This is a genomic window from Gemella haemolysans (genome assembly GCF_028308085.1).
In the GTDB taxonomy this organism is placed as follows: Bacteria; Bacillota; Bacilli; order Staphylococcales; family Gemellaceae; genus Gemella; species Gemella haemolysans_D.
Map to the genome: position 1 here is coordinate 1 of NZ_JAQMFS010000029.1, position 20,802 is coordinate 20,802.

12 protein-coding genes are annotated in these 20,802 nt (G+C 33.0%); 8 read left to right on the forward strand and 4 right to left on the reverse strand.

All coding sequences use genetic code 11. From position 1 onward, the window contains the following. Both PNO30_RS02475 and PNO30_RS02480 read left to right on the forward strand, forming a co-directional pair. On the forward strand, positions 1-665 hold a 665-nt coding region (locus PNO30_RS02475; RefSeq protein WP_271987038.1), incomplete at its 5' end, for a MucBP domain-containing protein. Positions 666-1,014: 349 nt separating this feature from the next. Further along, complete coding sequence (locus PNO30_RS02480; protein WP_271987039.1) at positions 1,015-6,927, forward strand: ZmpA/ZmpB/ZmpC family metallo-endopeptidase; 5,913 nt, start codon at positions 1,015-1,017, stop codon at positions 6,925-6,927. A gap of 278 nt (positions 6,928-7,205) precedes the next feature. Here the strand turns inward: PNO30_RS02480 and PNO30_RS02485 are convergent, their stop codons facing one another. Both PNO30_RS02485 and PNO30_RS02490 read right to left on the reverse strand, forming a co-directional pair. Further along, positions 7,206-11,675, reverse strand: a complete 4,470-nt coding sequence (locus PNO30_RS02485; protein ID WP_271987040.1) for a YhgE/Pip domain-containing protein — start codon at positions 11,673-11,675, stop codon at positions 7,206-7,208. A 461-nt stretch (positions 11,676-12,136) separates the two neighbouring features. Then, positions 12,137-12,691 carry a flavodoxin family protein gene (locus PNO30_RS02490; protein ID WP_271987042.1) on the reverse strand — a complete coding sequence of 185 codons (555 nt, stop codon included), beginning with the start codon at positions 12,689-12,691 and terminating at the stop codon, positions 12,137-12,139. Between the two features lie 272 nt (positions 12,692-12,963). Here PNO30_RS02490 and PNO30_RS02495 point away from each other — a divergent pair, with 272 nt between their 5' ends. The 5 genes from PNO30_RS02495 to yycI all read left to right on the forward strand — a co-directional run bounded on the left by PNO30_RS02495 (position 12,964) and on the right by yycI (position 18,957). Next, complete coding sequence (locus PNO30_RS02495; RefSeq protein WP_271987043.1) at positions 12,964-13,962, forward strand: hypothetical protein; 999 nt, start codon at positions 12,964-12,966, stop codon at positions 13,960-13,962. Between the two features lie 243 nt (positions 13,963-14,205). Then, positions 14,206-14,910: a response regulator YycF gene (gene yycF / locus PNO30_RS02500; RefSeq protein ID WP_271987044.1), complete on the forward strand. Its 705-nt coding sequence runs from the start codon at positions 14,206-14,208 to the stop codon at positions 14,908-14,910. Then, positions 14,910-16,835: an ATP-binding protein gene (locus tag PNO30_RS02505; protein WP_271987045.1), complete on the forward strand. Its 1,926-nt coding sequence runs from the start codon at positions 14,910-14,912 to the stop codon at positions 16,833-16,835. Before yycF ends, PNO30_RS02505 begins: the two co-directional genes overlap by 1 nt. Before the next feature lie 11 nt (positions 16,836-16,846). Next, positions 16,847-18,160, forward strand: coding sequence for a two-component system activity regulator YycH (yycH, locus tag PNO30_RS02510; RefSeq protein WP_271987046.1), 1,314 nt, complete (start codon positions 16,847-16,849; stop codon positions 18,158-18,160). Further along, positions 18,157-18,957, forward strand: a complete 801-nt coding sequence (gene yycI / locus PNO30_RS02515; protein WP_271987047.1) for a two-component system regulatory protein YycI — start codon at positions 18,157-18,159, stop codon at positions 18,955-18,957. The genes yycH and yycI overlap by 4 nt, the downstream gene beginning before the upstream one ends. Positions 18,958-19,020: 63 nt before the next feature. Here yycI and PNO30_RS02520 read toward each other — a convergent pair whose 3' ends face one another. Beyond that, positions 19,021-19,455 carry a Dps family protein gene (locus PNO30_RS02520; protein ID WP_271987048.1) on the reverse strand — a complete coding sequence of 145 codons (435 nt, stop codon included), beginning with the start codon at positions 19,453-19,455 and terminating at the stop codon, positions 19,021-19,023. Between the two features lie 251 nt (positions 19,456-19,706). On the opposite strand from PNO30_RS02520, the gene yidD reads away from it, so the two are divergent. After that, the gene (gene yidD, locus PNO30_RS02525; RefSeq protein ID WP_003147487.1) at positions 19,707-19,958 is read left to right on the forward strand and encodes a membrane protein insertion efficiency factor YidD; all 252 of its coding nucleotides are present in this window, start codon (positions 19,707-19,709) and stop codon (positions 19,956-19,958) included. 244 nt (positions 19,959-20,202) lie between these two features. On the opposite strand, the gene PNO30_RS02530 is transcribed toward yidD, so the two are convergent. Beyond that, entirely contained in the window at positions 20,203-20,718 is a 516-nt protein-coding gene (locus tag PNO30_RS02530; RefSeq protein ID WP_271987050.1) for a rhodanese-like domain-containing protein, read from the reverse strand. Positions 20,719-20,802: the final 84 nt, after the last annotated feature.

The following is a 20,802-nucleotide window of genomic DNA, read 5'->3' on the forward strand; positions in this document are numbered from 1 at the left end:
TATACGAAAAAGTTAAAACTAGTCACAAAGATAAAGATGGAAACGAAATTCCAAACTACCCAACAGAAGATGGAGATCAACCGAAGAAAGATATTCCAGGATACCGCTTCGTAGAGACTAAGAAACTTCCAAACGGAGACATCGAGCACGTATACGAGAAAGTTACAACTCCAGCTCCAACACCAACTCCTGTAGTAGAAAAATCTACAACATGGGTAGATGAAAATGGAAACCCATTAAAACCAACTGAAGAAGGAACTAAAGATCCAGGGTCAATCCCAGGATATGAATTAGTTAAGACTGAAGTTGATAAAGATGGAAATGTACAACACATCTTCAAGAAAGTTTCACCACGTATTCCAGCTGAAAACAGAACTACAATCTGGACAGATGAAAACGGAAACCCATTAAAACCAACAGAGAAAGGAACTTTAGAATCAGGTAAGATCCCAGGATACGAGTTCGTAAGAACAGTTGTTGATGAAAATGGAAATGTACGTCACATCTTCAGAAAAGTAACTAAACCAGTAGAAAAAGTTGCACCAAAAGCTCAACCAAAACGTTTAGCAAACACAGGAGCAACAGAAACTAATACTGGATTAGCAGGATTAGGATTAGCTATTCTTGGATTAGCTGCGGCTGCAAGAAGACGTAAAGAAAAATAATAGGTTGAAAAACTTAACTATAAAAAGTATATAAATAAAGATGCCTTAAAGTTAGATTATTTATTCTGACTTTAGGGTATCTTTTTGTACTTTAATATTAGATCATATATAGGGGATTGTGATTAAGGATGTAGAAAAATAGAGATTAATTGTTCGGTATAATTCATTTTCTTAAATCATTATATATTTTATAGAAAATCTATAATGAATAAATAATACTATTCTGTTATAAAAAAGGAGCTAAATTTTTATATATCAGATGCCTTGAATATAACAATTTATTTTGATAAAATAATAAATATACGTAAAGTATACAACCAAAAAGTCTTGTTTAAAAAGTAAATGGGGGATGATTTTATTGAGGAAAAATATTAATGTAAATAATAAGATATTAAAATATTCTATTAGAAAATTATCATTCGGTGTAGCTCCGATAGTTGTTGGAGCATTAATGTTCGGAAGTTATTTACCTAGGCAAGAGGTGTCTGCCGCCGATGTTAATTTTAAATATGTAGAAAAAACTGAATTGAATGAAAATGAGAAAAATTTAATAAAAGAGAGTATTCCGAAAGAATACAAAAATGAGGATACATATTATCTAGTATATGAAAAAATAGTTAAGGACACATCTAAAACAGAGATACTACCTAACACAGGGAATAACACCCTTCCTATGGCAGGATTAGGAGTAGGTACAGCATTTCTTGCAGTGCTATTAATTAGTAAAAAATATAGAAACAAAGTCTTAAGTGTAGTCTTAATAGGAGCACTGGGACAAAGTGTCATAGTTCCATATCAAACTTTTGCTTTAGAAAGTAAAGCTTTAGTGCAATACAATAAGTTAACTGATGTTAATGGAAATATAGACTTAGAAAAACAAGTTATTGATATTCCTGGTTATAAGTATATGGGATACTTCACAAGTGAAGATTTAAAATTTGAAGTTTCTGAGATGAAATCGTTAGAAAATAATTCTCAAGAGAAAAAGGATGTTAAAAAACCGGTTCAATCACAACAACAAACACACTCAACAAAGCCAGTACAACCAATAAATACTATTGAGCAACCTAAAGCTAAACCAGTACAACCGACGAATACTGTTGAGCAGCCTAAAGTTAAACCAGTACAACCAACACAACCAGTAGTTCAAATGGGTCAAGAGCCTAAAGAAACAGTTAAACCGCAAAAACAAATTGAAAAAACACAACCGGCGAAGACTGTTGAGAAACCGACTTATACAGAACCTGTCAAAGTAGAGCAACCGCAGGCTAAACCTGTTCAACCAACTGTAAAACCTACTCCAGTACAACCAACACAACCGGCTAATGTAGAAAAATCAGTTCAAACACAACCTGCAACAACATCAGAACAACCTCAAACTAAACCAGAGCAACCAACTGTAGAACATACTCCAACACAGCCAACACAACCTGTTCAAGTAGAAAAACCAGTGGTATCGACTGGAGGAGATGAAGTAAAAGCATTGGTAAATGAAGTACCAGAGTACACTCTTCCGTTAGAAACAAAAGGCACACAAGAGGAAGGACATGAAGGAGAAGCATTAGTGCAGCCTGAACTTCCAGAATATACAGGTCCAGTAGCGTCTTCAGGAGGAGAAGAGGTGAAAGACTTGGTGCATGAAGTACCAGAATATACTCTTCCGTTAGAGACAAAAGGAACGCAAGAAGAAGGTCGTGAAGGGGAAGCGTTAGTACAACCATCTCTTCCAGAATATACCGGTCCAGTAGCGACAAAAGGAACGCAAGAAGAAGGACATGAAGGAGAAGCGTTGGTGCAACCAACTCTTCCAGAATACTCAGAAGTGATAACGACAAAAGGAACACAAGAAGAAGGACATGAAGGAGAAGCGTTAGTGCAACCAACTCTTCCAGAGTTTACAGGTAGTGCAAAACTAGAACCTGCTGTAGAAGAACGACCTGCGCTAGATCTTGTAACTAAGCATCGTACAGAAAAAGAAACTCTACCTTATGAAACCGAGGAAATCTTAGATCCTATGCTTCTGAAAAATCGTCGTAGAATCGAACAACAAGGTCGAGATGGAGTTCGCACGATTGAGTATGAGGATTATCTGGTGAATGGAAAAGTTGAAGCGACTAAAGAGTTATCACGTACGCAAGTAGATCCTGTAAAACAAATTGTGAAGTTAGGAACACTTGTTAAGAGAAAACCTACAGTAGAAATTACTAATTTAATAAAAGATGAAAGTAAGAAGTCAATAACTGTAAGTTATAACTTAACAGATCCTACTTGGGCTTATGTTTCTGCGAAAGCTCAAATTTTCAATGGTGATAAGCTTGTAAAAGAAGTTGATATCGAAAATACTAACAAGGAACAAGTGATTAAAGGATTAGATTACTATACTCCATACACATTGAAAACTAAGTTAACTTATAACCTAGGAGATTTTGACGAATATAGTACGGAAGCTTCAACTAAGAACTTTAATTTAGATTATAAAAAACTAGAAATTAAAGATATCGATTCTGTAGAATTATACGGAAAAGAAAATGGTCGTTACCGTAGATATCTAAGTTTAAGTGAAGTACCAAAAGATACAACGAATTATTTTGCAAAAGTTAAATCGGATAGATTTAAAGAAATGTATCTACCTGTTCAATCTATTACGGAAAATGCAGATGGGAATTATAAAGTAACAGCAGCTGTAGATCAACTAGTTGAAGAAGGATTAGAAGGGTATAAAGATAATTATTCATTCAATGTAGCTAAAACTAAAGCTGAACAAGATGGAGTTTATACATCGTTCAATAGTCTTGTAACTGCTATGCAAGGTAATATGGCAGGTGTCTTTAAGTTAGCTTCAGATATGACTGCTGATGAAGTAGGTTTACCTAATAATAAGACAAGTTACTTAACAGGAGCATTCACAGGTAAGTTAATCGGTTCTGATGGAACTAAATCTTATGCGATTTATGATCTTAAAAAACCTTTATTTGAAACATTAAATAATGCTACGGTAAGTGATTTAGATCTTAAGAATGTTGATGTAGATAGTAGAGAAAATGCGGCAGCTTTAGCGAAGACTGCGAATAAAGCTACTATTAGTAACGTTTCTGTTGAAGGTAAGATTGCTGGTAGAAAATCTGTGGCAGGATTAGTAGTTAGTGCATCTAATACTGTAATAGAAAACAGCTCATTCACAGGAGCTATCGTAGCGAACCATGCTAATACTAGTGCAAATTATGCAGGTGGAATCGTTGGTAATATTTCAGGATATGAATCTGTAATTGATAGAGCGAAAGTAGATGCCCAGATTTCTACTGCAGCGCGTAATAGTAACCAAAATGCCGGAGGTATTGCAGGTAAAGTTGATGGTGGAGCGTTGATAAACAACTCTGTCACATCTGGTAAAATAATAAATGGTAATAACTATTCAAGAATCGGAGGAATCGTAGGTTCTACTTGGAAAGATGGACGTATTAACAATGTAGTCAGCAATATGAATGTTGGTTATGGTTATGCTATTACTGGAGATCAGTACGACGGAGCTGATATAGTAAATGCTGGAACTTCTGTTAATAATAAAAAAGACGATAAGTACGCGACTAAATTAACTAAAGAGCAAGCAGACCAGAGAGTAGCTACTTATGGAATAACTACGACTCTTGAAGATACAGGAGAATTCTTAAAAACTAATATTCGAACTGTAGATTATACGAAATTAAGTAAAGCTCAAGCAGATAGAAAAGTAGCTTATAATAATATCGAAAAACTAATGCCGTTCTACAATAAAGAATTAGTTGTAAATTACGGTAATAAGGTAGATAAAACAGATAAATTGTATACTACAGAATTACTTGATGTTGTACCAATGAATGGTAACAATGTAGTAACTGATATTAATGGAGCTAAAAATACTATTAATAGGCTAATGCTTCATTATAAAGATAATACTGTTGCGTATTTAGATGTTACTTTCAAAGGAAGTTTCGAAAATAATCAAGTGTTGGAATATAATGTTGCAGGAAAAGAATATATCTTTACTCCAGAAGCCTTTGTATCTGATTATACGAAGATAATTAATAATGTATTACCTGATTTACAAGGTGTGACTTACAATTCAGAAGCTATGAAACAGGTTCTTGGTGTTACAGATAATGCGGCTATAGATAATTTATACTTAGATAGAGAGTTTGAACAAGTTAAAGCTAATATTTCTGAACACTTAAGAAAAATCCTTGCTATGGATAAATCTGTGAATACTATGGGTAATGGTGTAGTTGAGTATGTAAGTGAGAAAATTAAAAACAATAAAGAAGCGTTGTTATTAGGTCTTACTTATATGAATCGTTGGTATAATATCAATTATGATGATATGAATACGAAAGATTTATCTACGTATAAATTCGACTTCAATGGTAATAATGCAACTTCTACATTAGATACACTTATTTCACTAGGAAATAGTGAGTTGGAAAACTTACGTGGTGGAAATAATATGGGACTATATGGAAGTCTACTTGCTCCGTTAAAAGGAGAAGACACAGTATTTGACTTCGTAGAAGCTTATCGTAAATTATTATTACCTAATAAAACAAATAACGAGTGGTTTAAAAATAATACTAAAGCTTATATAGTAGAGACTAAATCAGATATTCCAGAAGTTCGTAAAAAACAAGAAGAAGCGGCAGTAGACAGTAAATATTCATTAGGTGTGTATGATAGAATATCATCTCCTACATGGAAGTATCGAGGAATGTTATTACCACTATTAACACTACCAGAAGAAAGTGTGTATGTTATTTCGAATATGTCTACATTATCATTTGGTGGTTATGAACGCTATAGAGATACTGTAGATGGTAGTGTGCTTTCTGGAGATGCATTACGTCAGTATGTTCATGGAAAAGTTGATCAAGCTGCTAAATGGGAAAGAGATCATTATGATATCTGGTATAACTTGTTATCTTCTGAATATAAAGAAAGATTATTCCGTTCAGTTCCAATTATTGATGGATTTGCGATGAAAGATACGCAAGGAAGAAGTTATTGGGCGACAGCCACAGATAAGAATATAGATTCTATTTATAATTTCTTTGGACCAGCAGGAAAATGGTATGGAAATAGTCCAGCAGCAGGAGCCTATGCTACCGGTTACGAAGTACATTACGTAAGTGATAGATTATTAGATAAATATGGAACATCAGTTTACACTCATGAGATGACTCATAACTCTGATGGGCATATTTACTTCGAAGGCAATGGTCGTAGAGAAGGTTTAGGAGCTGAATTATACGCGCTAGGATTATTACAATCTGCAGACAGCTTAGAAAAAGATGCTATAGTGTTAAATACGCTATACAAAGGGGATAAAGATTCTCTTACAAGGTTACATGCTTATAATCCGACAGAACGATATAAATCTGCAGCAGATCTTCAAGAATATGTTCATGGAATGTATGATGTTCTATACACATTAGATGCAATGGAAGCTAAAGCTGTAGTATCTAAATCGAATGATGTTAAGAAAAAATGGTATAGAAAAATTGAAAACTTCTACGTAAAAGATAGTAAGTATAAAAAAGATACTCACGCAGGAAACTCTGTTCGTCCGTTGACGAATGAGGAAGTAGCGAAGTTAACTTCTTTAGAATCATTAATAGATAATAATATTATTAATCGTCGTGCGTATAGAGATAATAGTCAATACGTAAGAAATGGATACCATGTGGTAAGTATGTTCTCTCCTATTTACGCAGGGCTAAGTAACTCAAAAGGTGCTCCTGGGGATATTATGTTTAGAAAAACTGCTTATGAGCTTCTAGCTGAAAAAGGATATCAAAATGGATTTATTCCATATGTATCGAATAAATATGCAGAAGAAGCTAAACAAAAAGGTAGTGTAGCGTACTCGGATTGGTTAAGAAAAGATGTCGGCTTAGTAACTGATGATTTAGTATTAAGTAAGGTATTTAATAACCAATATAAATCGTGGGCTGATTTCAAAAAGGCGATGTTTAATGAGCGTATAGCTAAACAAGACAGATTAAAACCAATAACAATTCAATATGAATTAGGTGATGCTAAGAGTACAAAAGAAGTAACTATAACGAGTGCCGCACAGATGCAACGAATGATTGATGAAGCGGTAGCGAAAGATATTACTAATATTGATCGTGCAACAAGCTATGTATCGCCAAGTTGGGTTCACTTATTAAAACAAAAAATCTATAATGCGTACCTACGTACTACAGATGACTTTAGAGAATCAATCTATAAATAATAGAATTAATTATGGATAATGGATAGTTGAACACACGGGGTTGCCCCAAAAGTCCTAAATTTTAAAAAAGTGTATATGATAACTCATAGACGCAGTGGTTTATTGGTATCTAAATTCGCTTTATAAAAGCTTTTTAGATATCTAATAAACTGTGCGGGGGTGACTCGACAAAATCGATTTCTCCGAATCGATTTCTCCGAAATCACGATTTTTGAGTCACTCCCATACAAAAAAATTCTAAGTAACAAATATCGATGTTACTTAGAATTTTTTGTTTATTATTTTGCTGAATTCACAATAGCTTTATTATTCTTGTTGTTGTAAGAGATGTAAGTAAGAGTTAAGAATATTATTCCTAAAACAACTAGGATTAATATAGAGTTGTTGTAAATTCCATCAGTTAAACCACCAAGAACAGCGTGGCGAACTGCCATGTCACCGTAGTAAACAGGTGTGAACGGAATTAATCCACTGTATAGAGATGGTAACATTTCTTTAGGGAATAGTGGTGTAGTTAGAACGAATTGTAAAGCTACAAATCCGATACTAATAGCATTACCAACTTTTCCGAACGTGTATGATAAGAAGTGTGTTATTATCATAAACACGATACCTGAAAGTATTAATCCGAAGAAGTACATTCCGAAGTTTTGTATTCTAAAGTCGAATAATAATTTCATCACTACAACTTCGATAAGTGTAGCTAATGCTGCGAATGTAGACATTGCTGCAAGTCTTGAAGTGAATAGACTGTTTGTTGACTCTCCGTATTCTGCTTTACGAGCTGGGAATAAGATGTTAAATGCCGCAGCTGCGATTAGTAGTCCAAATACTAAGAAGAATGGTGCCATTGCGTTACCGTAGCTAGTTTCTTCTGAGATGTCGCTAATATTAGTTTTGATTGGGTTAGACATCATGTCTACGTTTTTATCTCCAGTTTTAGCTGCAGTAATTCTATCAGCTCCACTAAAAAGTTTATCTGCTAATAAACCAGATCCGTCTTTAGCTTTATCTAATCCTGCGATTAACTCAGGAGCTTTAGCTTGCATTATTGTAAGAGCACTGTAAAGTTTATCAGATCCCGCTTTAGCAGTGTTAAGTCCGTTAAGTAGTTCCGGAGCTTTAGCCTGCATAGAAGTAAGTCCACCGTGAAGTTTGTTAGCTCCATCTTTGGCGTTATTAACTCCATTAATTAATTCCGGAGCTTTAGCTTGCATAGCAGCTAATCCGTTAGAAAGTTTTTCAGAACCAACTTTCGCAGTGTTAACTCCGCCTATTAATTCCGGAGCCTTAGCTTGCATTATTGTAAGAGCGCCAGAAAGTTTTTCAGAACCGACTTTAGCACTGCTAAGTCCGTTAAGCAGTTCCGGAGCTTTAGCTTGCATAGCAGCTAAACCATTAGAAAGTTTTTCAGAACCTTCTTTAGCAGTATTAACTCCATTAATTAATTCGGGAGCTTTAGCTTGCATAGCAGCTAATCCGTTAGAAAGTTTTTGTGAACCTTCTTTAGCAGCGTTCACTCCGTTAATTAATTCGGGAGCTTTAGCTTGCATAGCAGCTAGTCCGTTAGAAAGTTTTTGTGAACCTTCTTTAGCAGCGTTCACTCCGTTAATTAATTCCGGAGCTTTAGCCTGCATAGCAGCTAATCCGTTAGAAAGTTTTTCAGAACCTTCTTTAGCAGCGTTAACCCCATTGATTAATTCCGGAGCTTTAGCTTGCATAGCAGCTAGTCCGTTAGAAAGTTTCTCAGACCCAACTTTTGCACTGTTAAGTCCGTTAATTAATTCCGGAGCTTTAGCTTTCATATCTGTTAGTCCTTGATATAATTTTTTACCACCGTTATCAAGTTCTTTAATACCGATGCTTAATTCCGGAAGTTTAGCTTGAAGTTTGTTAAGCCCTGCATTAATTTTTGCATTTCCATTAACTAAAGCATCAATACCACCAGCTAACTCAGGAAGTTTCTCGTGCATTATACTGATACCACCACCTAATTTATCGAATCCAGCTTGTAGTTCTGAACCTTTAGCTGCAAGTGTTCCAACACCTTGTGCTAGTTCACCTGTAGTCATTGATGTAGTAAGGGCGCTTACACCGTTAGTGTAGTTTGTTACTCCATCTTTAAGTTTTGGAGTTGCATTAGCAAGTTGGTTAAGTCCGTTTGCTAAGTCCCCTGTTGTTAGAGAAGATACAGTAGCATCTACTCCACCTTTATATTGATTGAATCCTGCCATAAGGGTAGGTGTTTTTTCGTTCATTATAGTTAAACCAGCTTTTAATTGACCACTACCAGCAGAAAGTTTACCGACAGCGTCTTTAATGCTAGAAAAACCACTAATTGTTCCCTCAAGTTCAGAAGAAAGTGTATTTACATCGAATTTATCAAGTTGAGTTTGGATGTAATTTAATCTTCCTACACGATATTTCATACTTGAATATTTTGAGTTTGCGCTAGAGACTGCTGAAGAAAGTTCAGCTTTAATCTGGCTATTGTTGTTACTGCTGCTATTTTGAACAGTAGTAGTTGGTTGAGCAACAGGTGCTGGTGTAGCAGCAACATCGTTACGAGCTGCGGCAAGGATACTTGCTTTTTGCTCAGGTGTTAATTGCATTGATGATAATGTTTGCTCCAAGTTTGCGAAATTAGTAGCTGCAGGAGTTGGAGCAGGTGCTGCTGTAGTTGTAGTAGTCGTAGTAGATTGTGTTTCTATACGATCTACAAGAGTTTTTATAGATTCCAGTTGAGAACCTAATTCTGCAAAAGCACTGTTAAGAGGATTGAAGTGTGTTCTATAAGTAAGTTTTAATCCTTTTAGTTTATCTAATGTTGAGTTTAGATTAGATTTTTTAGCGGCCAAATCACTGTCGCTTGGTAAGTTGGCGTTTAATGCGTTTAATCCTGTGTTTAGCTTATCAGCTCCATCTACAAGTTTTGGAGTACTTTCAGAAAGTTTAGCTACCCCATCACCTAATGCAGCCCCACCTGCAGTAAGTCTATTAAGATCATCTTTTTTAGCTGCAAGTCCAGAGTTGATTTGTGAAATACCGTCTGATAATCTATCGATTCCATTGTTTAATGTAGTACTTCCGGCATTAAGTTTTTCTAAATCTTCTTTTTTAGCTAGTAATTTTTCATTAAGTGTAAGAACGCCGTTAGTATATTTTAAAAGTCCAGCTTGGAATTCTTTGCTTCCGTTATATAGAGAATTGAAACCAGAAGTAAGCATAATACTTTTAGCTTTGAATGTATCGAAACCGACAGTAAGTTTATTAGAACCTTCAGTTAGTTCGTTTACACCAGAGATTAATGCGTCTTTTTTATCGTTTAATGAACTTAGACCTTCTGATAATCTTCCAGCTCCACTTTGTAATTGAGATACTCCATCACCAAGTTTAGCTCCACCTTCACTAAGGCGAGAAAGTCCGTCAGTTAGACGTTTAGAACCATCAGAAAGTTCGTTAACTCCATTGTTAAGTCTTTGTCCACCTTCACTAAGGCGAGAAAGCCCATCGGTTAGACGTTTAGAACCACTAGAAAGTTCATTGATTCCATTACCAAGTTTAGACCCGCCATCGCTAAGGCGAGAAAGTCCATCAGTTAGACGTTTAGAACCGTTAGAAAGTTCGTTAACTCCATTGTTAAGTCTTTGTCCCCCATCGCTAAGGCGAGAAAGTCCATCAGTTAGACGTTTAGAACCATTAGAAAGTTCATTGATTCCATTACCAAGTTTAGACCCGCCATCGCTAAGGCGAGAAAGTCCATCAGTTAGACGTTTAGAACCATTAGAAAGTTCATTGATTCCATTACCAAGTTTAGCTCCCCCATCGTTAAGACGAGTTAGTCCATCAGTTAGACGTTTAGAACCGTCAGCAAGTTCGTTAATTCCGTTGCCGAGTTTAGCGCTGCCATTGCTAAGACGATAAAGTCCAGCAGTCAGTCTCCATGATCCTTCAGATAGTTGGTTAATACCACTGCTAAGTCTTAGACCGCCATCGCTGAGACGAGTTAGTCCATTAGAAAGTCGACCAGAACCGTCAGCAAGTTGGTTAATGCCACTGCTAAGTCTTTGCCCTCCATCGCTAAGGCGACTAAGTCCATTAGAAAGTCGACCAGAACCATCAGTAAGTTGGTTAATACCACTGCCAAGTTTTTGTCCGCCTTCACTAAGTCTTCCAAGTCCGTTGTTTAGTGTATTCGAAGCATCGGCTGCTTTATGAAGAGACTCTCCAATCTCAGAAAATTTACCGTATAAAGTAGCTGTATAAGTTTTTACAACTTGATCCTTAACTGTGTTTGTTAGGTTACTTGCTACAGTTTCCATGATTTTCTCACCATTTTTACTTTTCGTAAAATTGGTAGTAAAGTCGATATTCATTTTTTCTGGATTATCGTTTGATAAAGATGTAGCATTTTTAGAAAAGTTCTGTGGAATTGTAACTACCATATAGTAGTCTCCTTCGCGTAGTTCTTTATCAGCTGTATCTTTATCGACGAATTGCCAATTTACTTTTTTATTTTCTTTTAATTTATCGACCATTGAATTCCCAACTTCTAGAGTTTTTCCATTAAAATCTACTTTTTGGTCTAGATTAACAACCCCGACTTTCATATTTCCGGTGTTGTCATATGGATTCCAAACGGATTTTAGGAAGGTTCCTGAATATAAAACAGGAACTAGAAGAACGGTAGCCATGGTAGCTTTTAACCCTTTACTCTTTAAAAGGCTACTAAATTCTTTTTTTATCATAATTCCTCCTAAGAAATTTCGTCGGCGAAATTCCATTATATTGAATTTGATGATATGGTTTCATATCACTTAAGATATTTTACAACCTTATATACTAAAAGTCAAAATATTTTATAGTAATAGTGAAATTATTATATTTAATATTAGAGTATATTATATATAATGGAGATAGAGATTATAACTGTTAAGTGAATTTTATATTTGATAAATCACTGTAATGTTAAGTTTTCATGGAATAATGAGAATATTATGTAACCTTATAAAGATATATATATTAATTAAAATAATTTAGTTAATATATACCATAAAAATCCTAATTAACGAAAAAAATAGTTCGCTATTTTAAAAGAGGAATGTTTAAAAAATTATATTTATAGAGAAAAAAACAATTATTATAAAAGATATGTAAAAAAGGCAGTTATTTCTCTGATAGAGGATAACTACCCTTTAGGTTATATTGTTTATACTGTTGCGTGAGCAATTTTATGTTCTAATAAATTTTTAAAGCAAATTTGTGCATCTTTTAAGTCTTTTGGATCTGGATGTTTTTTAGATTCTTTAACCATATCGACAAGATCCGGTGTAACCTTATGAATAAAGTTTGGGTCATGCCAAGTAAGGATTTTGAAAACTATCATAACCTTCGGATCAACTTTACCTTGGCAAACAAATGTTTCGTGGATTCTATTGTTTCTTTCTTTCATAAATGCGATGTAATTGTTAATAGAATCATCAGCGTGATAATGTTCACGAGGAACACCGCAAGTTAAGAATAGAGCGACATCTTTTCCATGTATCTCTTGTTGATCTACAAAACGTTGCATATTTTTATTAGCATTTGTTTTATCCGTCCATGCTCCTAAAATATAAAAGTCGTATTCTTTCTCTAGCTTTTTTCGTTGTTTTTTTATGTCGAGTAAATCTACTTCCCCTTGATCTTTTATCTGTTCATAGATAGCCTCGGCTACTTTTTTAGTATTTTTTGTTTTGCTAGAATAAGCAAGTAAAATTTTCATAATTTAGCCTCCTACTTAGGATATGTAAATAATTATCCTGTAAGTTGATTCCGTATTTATTAAATCTATATAATTATTATATCAAAAATAATTATCGATTTAAATAGCTAATTGAAAATCATAATCAATTATGATTTTGTTTTTAAAAAAATCAAAATAAATTGAAAACTTAACCTGAGAAAGTACTATTTACAACGTAAAAATAAGAAAAAATTAATTGTTTATGATAAAATACTTATTAAGAAATATTGCGAGGATGGATAGAAATAGTAATGGATAGATTGTTTGAAGTATCAAGTTATGCATCATTTATAGTGTACCATATAGAAGCGATGGATAAAATCAAAGTTCCCAAAAGAGTGATACGCGAGTATATAAATCTTCAAAAAACAGTGAACAATTTTCCGACAGAGTTAAACTATATATGTAGTTTTTATGATGGAAAAACTGGAAGTAGCGGAACTTTGTTTGAAAATACTGTAGAAGGGAATTATATTTTATCTTATACAGGTACGAATTTCTACTTTGATAGACAAAAAGATATGTATGCTGATGTTGTAGGGATTTGTTTAGGTCAAGGGGAACACTTAACGCCGTGTTACAGATTTTACACAAGAATGAAGAAAAAATATGGTAATGATATCATACTAACTGGTCATTCTTTAGGTGGAAGTATTGCGCAACGAGTTGCAATTGAGTACGATGTGAAAGAGAGTGTAGTATTTAATGCTGCACCTATATATCTAATTGGTGGTATAGATATTTTTATGGATAAAGAAGTTGATGGAGAATTGTACGCTAAACGTATGAAAAAGTATCTTAGAAATATGAAGAAAATCGCTATTAAGAAAGCTACTTTTACAGGTTCTGTTAAGAGAATTGTTTCGGAGTATGATGTATTTACGCGTATAGCTGAGTTACTTTCTATTGGTTATTATGTGGGTGATGAAATTATAGTTAAAGAAGCGGGAATGCACGGGATTAAGAGCTTTTTAGATATATATAATAAATCATTTGGAAGTTCTTTTGAAGGAGAAGAAAATCAAGACGGATATTTATCTTCAGAATATAAAGATTTTGGTTTGGCAGAGATAGGTATATTAAGTAATTTTTCTGAAGAACGGATAGTAGAGTTAGAAAAACAATTAAATGTGCTTCTTACTAGTGATACTGTAATCTCTAATTTGAATAAGAATCCATACAATGTTAACTTCGAATTTTTCATAAAAGCTATATTAAAAAATATAGAGAAAGACAAAGAAAAACAATAATAGATTCCTTGTCTGACGTTTTTGTCAGATGAGGAGTTTTTTATGTATGTATAGTGGCAGGTGCATATATTTTATAAGTTGTTATAAAAACTTTATGTTTTCTCGTAAGTGATAGAGTGTTAATCGCTTGCTTAAAGTTGTAACTTATTAAAGAAAAATGATATAATATAGATAGCTATATGCATTCTTGCAAATTAGTAAGAATATATAATAAAACTTAGTATGAATCTAAGGAGGAAGATGATGGCAGAATATAAAATACTAGTAGTCGATGATGAAGAACCGATTGCTAATATACTAGATTTTAATTTAAAAAAAGAAGGCTACGATGTAATAGTTGCTAATGATGGAGAAAAAGCGGTGGAGCTTGCTTTTAGCGAAAGCCCTGATTTGATTCTATTAGATTTGATGTTGCCGAAAAAAGATGGAATGGAAGTATGTAGAGAAGTACGTGCTAAAAAGAATATTCCAATAATTATGCTAACAGCAAAAAATAGTGAAATAGATAAGGTTCTAGGATTAGAATTCGGAGCTGATGATTACGTAACTAAACCCTTCTCAACACGTGAGCTTATGGCTAGGGTTAAGGTAAACTTACGTCGTGTTACTAAGCAACAAGAAGAAGTTGTAGAAGAGAAGAGTGGTAGTGACCTTGTAATTAAGGATATTGTAATCTATCCAGAGGCTTATGTTATTAAGAAAAATGGAGAAGAAATAGATTTAACGCGTAGAGAATTTGACTTATTTTATTACCTTGCTCAACACCGTGGTCAAGTTTTAACACGTGAGAACTTACTGCAAACAGTATGGGGTTATGACTACTTCGGAGATGTTAGAACAGTTGACGTGACTGTGAGAAGATTACGTGAAAAAGTAGAAGATGATTCATCGCAACCAGAATATATAATGACACGTCGTGGTGTTGGTTACTTTATAGGTGAAGAGTAATGAGTTTTTTCGGTAAGAAATTTAAGAAAAGATTCTTTTCATCAATCCGAACTAAGTTCGTAATAGTATATGTATTAGTTAACATAATTTCGTTACAACTAATCGGATTATTCTTTACAACACAACTAAGAAACAGTAATATAAACACATTTGAACAAAATATTATCGAACAAGAAAAGATATTGAATTACCATATTCGAGAGGAACTTGATAAGGTTAATATGAAGAAGGGTGAAGAGTCAACTGATTCAGAGAATAACGCTAATCAAGATTCTACAAGCAATAATCGAGATTCAAAAAGTGGAATAGTAAAACTAGTTAGTGAATTTAATATCCAGAAATTACTACTTGTAAATGTTATTGATAATAATTCGAAAATTTTAGCGAGTTCATCAAAAAATGGAAATGATGACTATCTTGCTAAAAGATCTTTTGATCCACTTGTTAGTCAAGTTATAAAAACGGGTGAGAGTACTAAACAAATTCAGTATAATGCTGATAGTAATAAGCGTGTATGGATTTATGTGAGTCCTGTAAAAAAAGATAATGAAGTTATTGGTGTAATATCACTTATGGCAGATATAGAAAGTGTTTATCAAGAGGTAAATAGTATTTCGAGAATCTTTATAGTAGGTACTATATTATCGATATTAATTACTACTGTAATAGGGTTTGTCGCTTCTAAAACCGTAACGAGTTCTATTGAAAAAATGAGTTCTCAGGTTAAGAAGATGGCTTTAGGAAATTATGGTACTGTAGTTGGTATAGATACAGATGATGAAATCGGTGATCTTGCTAAAGTATTTAACCGGATTTCTAGGAGAATCGAAGAAGAGCAGGCTGTAACGGAGACAGAACGTAGGAAGCTTGCGACTATTATCGAGAGTATGATGGATGGAATTATTGCAACTGATAATAACGGTAGAATAATCCTTATAAATACAAGTGCTGAGGATATGTTAGGTGGACGTGATGATGAAATTTTCATTGGAAAAGATGTTCTAAAAATTCTTGATATTACAGAATATGAAAGTATTGAGGAAATATTAGAAGCTGAGGATAGCCTTCTTGTTAATGCGTCTAATGATAGTGATGAATTACTATTACGAGCAGAAATCTCTAAGATAGAAAAAGAAGATAAAGAAGATTTAACTCAGATGTCAACTGAGCTAGAAGGATATATTATTGTTCTTTATGACGTAACAGATCAAGAGCGTCAAGAAAAAGAACGTCGTGAATTCGTATCAACTGTATCTCATGAACTTCGTACACCTCTAACTACGATGAACAGTTATATCGAAGCATTAGAAGAAGGTGTATTAGAAGATAAGGAACTGGCTCCTCAGTTTATCGATACTATTCATAAAGAAACTACTCGTATGATAAGAATGGTAAATGAACTTATGCAACTTGGGAAAATGGATATTAAAGAAGAGCATTATGAAAAAGAGTTCATCGATATAAATAAAATGCTTGAGCAGATCACAGATAGATTTGCACTAACACATCCAGAAAAGAATTTTATAAAACATATTTCTAAAACGCCGATATTTGTTGAAGGAGACCAAGACAAACTTACACAGGTGTTTGACAATATTGTTAATAACGCAATAAAATATTCTCCAAATGGTAAGAATATCACTATAAGAGTTAGACAGAATTATCACCATAATAGGGTGAGTATTTCTATAAAAGATGAAGGGGTAGGAATACCTTTAGTACATATAGATAAAATTTTTAATAGATTTTATCGAGTTGATAAAAGTAGACAAAGAAGTATGGGTGGAACTGGTTTAGGATTAGCTCTAGCTAAGACTATAGTAGAAGCTCATAAAGGACGCATTTGGGCACAAAGTAGAGAAGGTTATGGAAGCATAATTTTTGTAACATTACCTTGTGAACAAATAGATGACGAATGGTTATAGAGGTGAGTAATATGAGAAATAGAAAAAAGGAAACTGTAAAATCAGTTGTTTTAGGTATACTTGTTTTACTAAGTTTAACTTTATCTTATCTTATTATTACTTATCAACCAGATTACGAAATTTTTACGAAAAGATCTACTCAGAAAACAGTTGATTCAAACAAAAATAATCTTCTGAATTTCCTTATACCTGATAGTGTGGTGAAAAACCATGAAGGAACAAGGGAAGAAGCTGTAATTCAAAATACAATAACAAAAGTAGCTAGCGTAGAAGGAGTCAAGGAGAAGAAAGTATTAAAAGAGTTACTGTCTCTTCTTTCAGATAGTGAGAGCACGGAATCTAGGGTGAGAAACCGTAACATAGAAGATATTACGACTAATAACGTTGAAAAAATATTGATAAATTATCAAGTTACTTTAGACTCAGCGCTGCTTAAACCGTTATTCTTTTCTGAGGACAATTCAAACGTAAGTTTAGAGTTTGATACTATAGTTATATTAAAAGATAGACCTAATATGATTTATCTATATAAAAAAGATGATAAAAACTATCTTCAAATTACTTTGAAACAAGATATATATGAGAAGATAAATAGTAAATTCAATGAGAAAAAGCAAAATTATGCGAAATATAGTTTGAATAACAAATTTATATATCTAAAAGAAGGCGATGAAGATAATGTTATTGATGAATATAGCGCTGAAGATGTCAATTTAAATAAGCTGGCGAGGGATATTTTTGAGAAAAAAGATAATCTTAGAATTAGTAATGAAGATGAAGTAACTGATGGATATGGAATATTAAGATCTATAAATAATAGACTGGTATATACAAATCCATCTAATGAAGGTGGACGTGAAGTAGGAGCTACTATTGCTATAAATAATACTATTAGTTTCTTAGAGTTAGGTTATGTTGGAGATACTAATTACCAACTAACAACAGCTTTAGATGGAATTAGTATTTTCCAAGAAGCGTACAAGGACTCTATAGCTTTTAGTAAAGATGGTTTTGCTGATATAATATCAGAAGATAACAGTAGTGGAATATATAAACTGACCTCACCGAAGAAATTGACTAAGACTTACCTTTCATCGAAAGAAGCAGAATTGTATTCTGTAGAAAAAACAGAATACGTGATAAACTATCTTTATGAGAGGGTTAACCTAAAAGAAATAGGTGATATAGTTTTAGGATATGATAAAACTTACAATAAAGAAAGAAACAGTTTCAGTTATACTCCTACATGGTATGTGAAGTACAATGACAGATATATGAGTTTCAAAAAACTAAAAGAAAAAATAGACAAGGGAGAGAGACTATGAATTGGGGCAAGATGAAAACATTATTTATTTACCTATTTGTCGCTTTAAATGCAGTCTTATTAACTTTTTATGTCTATACAGTTCAAAAGAATAAAACTGAAATAGTTCAAGAAAAAGAAATAATAGAACGATCTATGAAAAATGATAATATAACTGTCGAAGAAAACGCCACAAAACGTGATAATCTAGGTTATGTTAATGTAACTATTTCGGATTTGAAAGATTATAAAAAAGAAGAAAATGGATTGAAGATTGAAGTTGAAAATGTAGATAAAACATCAACTCTAAAGGTTAGTTCAGAAAATGCTATAAGTAATGTTAATAAAGGCAGTTATAGAGCTGAATTAGACTCATTTTTACTTGAAAAATTGAAGTTGAGTGCAAATTATGTATTCTCTAGTTATAATTCTAATAAAAATGAGGTTATTTATGAACAACAGATTGATAGTTTCAGAGTATTTTCAAATAAAAATGCTAGAATAGTTTTTGAAGTTGAAAGTAATGGAGATATCAAGCGGTTTACTCTAACAGGAGTTTCTAACATAAGAAAAGATAAAAACGAAACCTTAGTTACATCTAATCAAGCTATAAACAGGCTGTATCATGAAGACTTGATTCCAAAAAATTGTAGAGTTCGTACAACTTTAGGATATTATACTTATATTTCGCAAACAGAAAATCAAGTATTAATACCGACTTGGAATGTTGAGATAAGTGATAAGGATGGACAGGTGAGTAACTATTATGTAGATGCTATAAACTTGAATATTTTAAATAGAAAAGGACAAAGTTCATAGATAGGTATAAAAAAAGCTATCCATCACAATAAAGTGGTGGATAGCTTTCTTTTAGATATGTTATTAGTCTGCTAAGTAAGCACGTAACATCCAAACATTTTTTTCTAATTGAGTTTTTAGACCTAGTGCTAAGTCAGAAGTACCTTGATCTCCTTCTTCTTCAGCTACTTCCATAAGGTGAGTTAAGTCGTTGATTAATAGTTCGAAATCGTGGAATACAGCTGCAACCATTTCAGAAGTTGTTTCTTGTTCAGTTGCTTCTTTAATAGTTGCGATTTCTAAAGCACCTTTAAGTGTAGAAACTGGGCGACCTCCAATTGCTAATAATCTTTCCGCAACCTCATCTAAAGATTCAGTCGTGTAATTATAGTAATTTTCAAATACTTCGTGTAGTGTGTAGAAGTTACGTCCTTTTACATACCAGTGGAAGCTGTGTAATTTTGTGTATAATACTGTTAAATTTGCTACAAGTTTGTTTAGTTCTGTTGTACGTGTCATATTAAATTCTCTCCTTTATATTTTGTAATTTATGCTTAAATTATAGCACCATGAATACGTGATGTAAAGTTTATAGACTTATAATAGTTATTGAGAATTATTATCTAAAATAAAGGTTGATTTGACAATGTTTTCCGAGGTGAAAAATTATAAATGATAATCATTATCGAATATAATTGTTGTATTTATGTAGTAATAAGTTGAAATTAATCTAGTGAATTGTTAAAATAAAGCAGAAAGGAGTGCTTTTAATGGCGAAGTTATGTATATTTTTAATAAAATTGTATAGAAGGTATATATCTCGTTACACAAGACCAACATGTAGATTTTCACCGACATGTTCGAGCTATGCGATGGAAAGTTATAAGAGATTTGGCTTTTTTCTTGGAACATACTTAACTATAAAGAGACTTTTGAAATGTCACCCTTTCTATAAGGGAGAGTATTTTGATAATGTTCCTTTATTTAAAAGAGAAATATTTAAATTTAATAGAAAAAAATAAAATAAAGAGGTAGCTGAAATCAGCTACCTCTTTATTGGGCGAAATTGTTAATTTTGGATAAAAATTTGGAATGTTGATTGATCTGTTGAAAAATAAATAAGGGGTTGTTTCAACAATATAACAATTAAAATATTATTTAATTAGAGTATTCGTAGATAAATCCTCATAATTATCCACAAATATTAATTTATATTGCAAAAGTGAGGTAAATCCTCATAATTATCCACAGATGCAAGAGATAATGTTATTTATCAATGCTATTTCCAGCATCTAACCATGCGGCAATTCCGCCCGGAAATCTATAGACATTTTTATATCCTGCTTCTTTAGCTAATGTTGCCCCAACATGACTTCTTTCACAAGAAACAAATCCACAGTAGATAACAATTTTTTTATCTTTATCAGTACCTAAAGTTTTTAAGAATGTTTCTTTTTCTTCTGGTTTTAAATCTTTCATTTCTTTAGGTAAGCCAGCATTTACAGCACCTTTGATTTTTGTTTTTTCAAAGCGATCGGAAGGAATAGTGTTGATTAAAATCATATCTTCTTTGTTGTCGATAGATTTTTTCAATTCATCAGCGCTTATTAAATTATAATCCCCAGTTTTTGTGGCTTTAACAAGTTTGATGGCAGCTTTTTCTACCTCGTTTTCTTTTCCGTCTTTCGCAGAACGGTTAAGACCATCGCCACTACTGCAACCTACTAAAGATACAGAAAGTAATATGCTCGATAAAGCTAAAGTTATTTTATTTCTTTTCATAAATTTACTCCTCCTTTAATTTTCACTTTTATTATAACACAAAAAACGGTAACTATAAATTAATTATATAATAAAATTTAATTA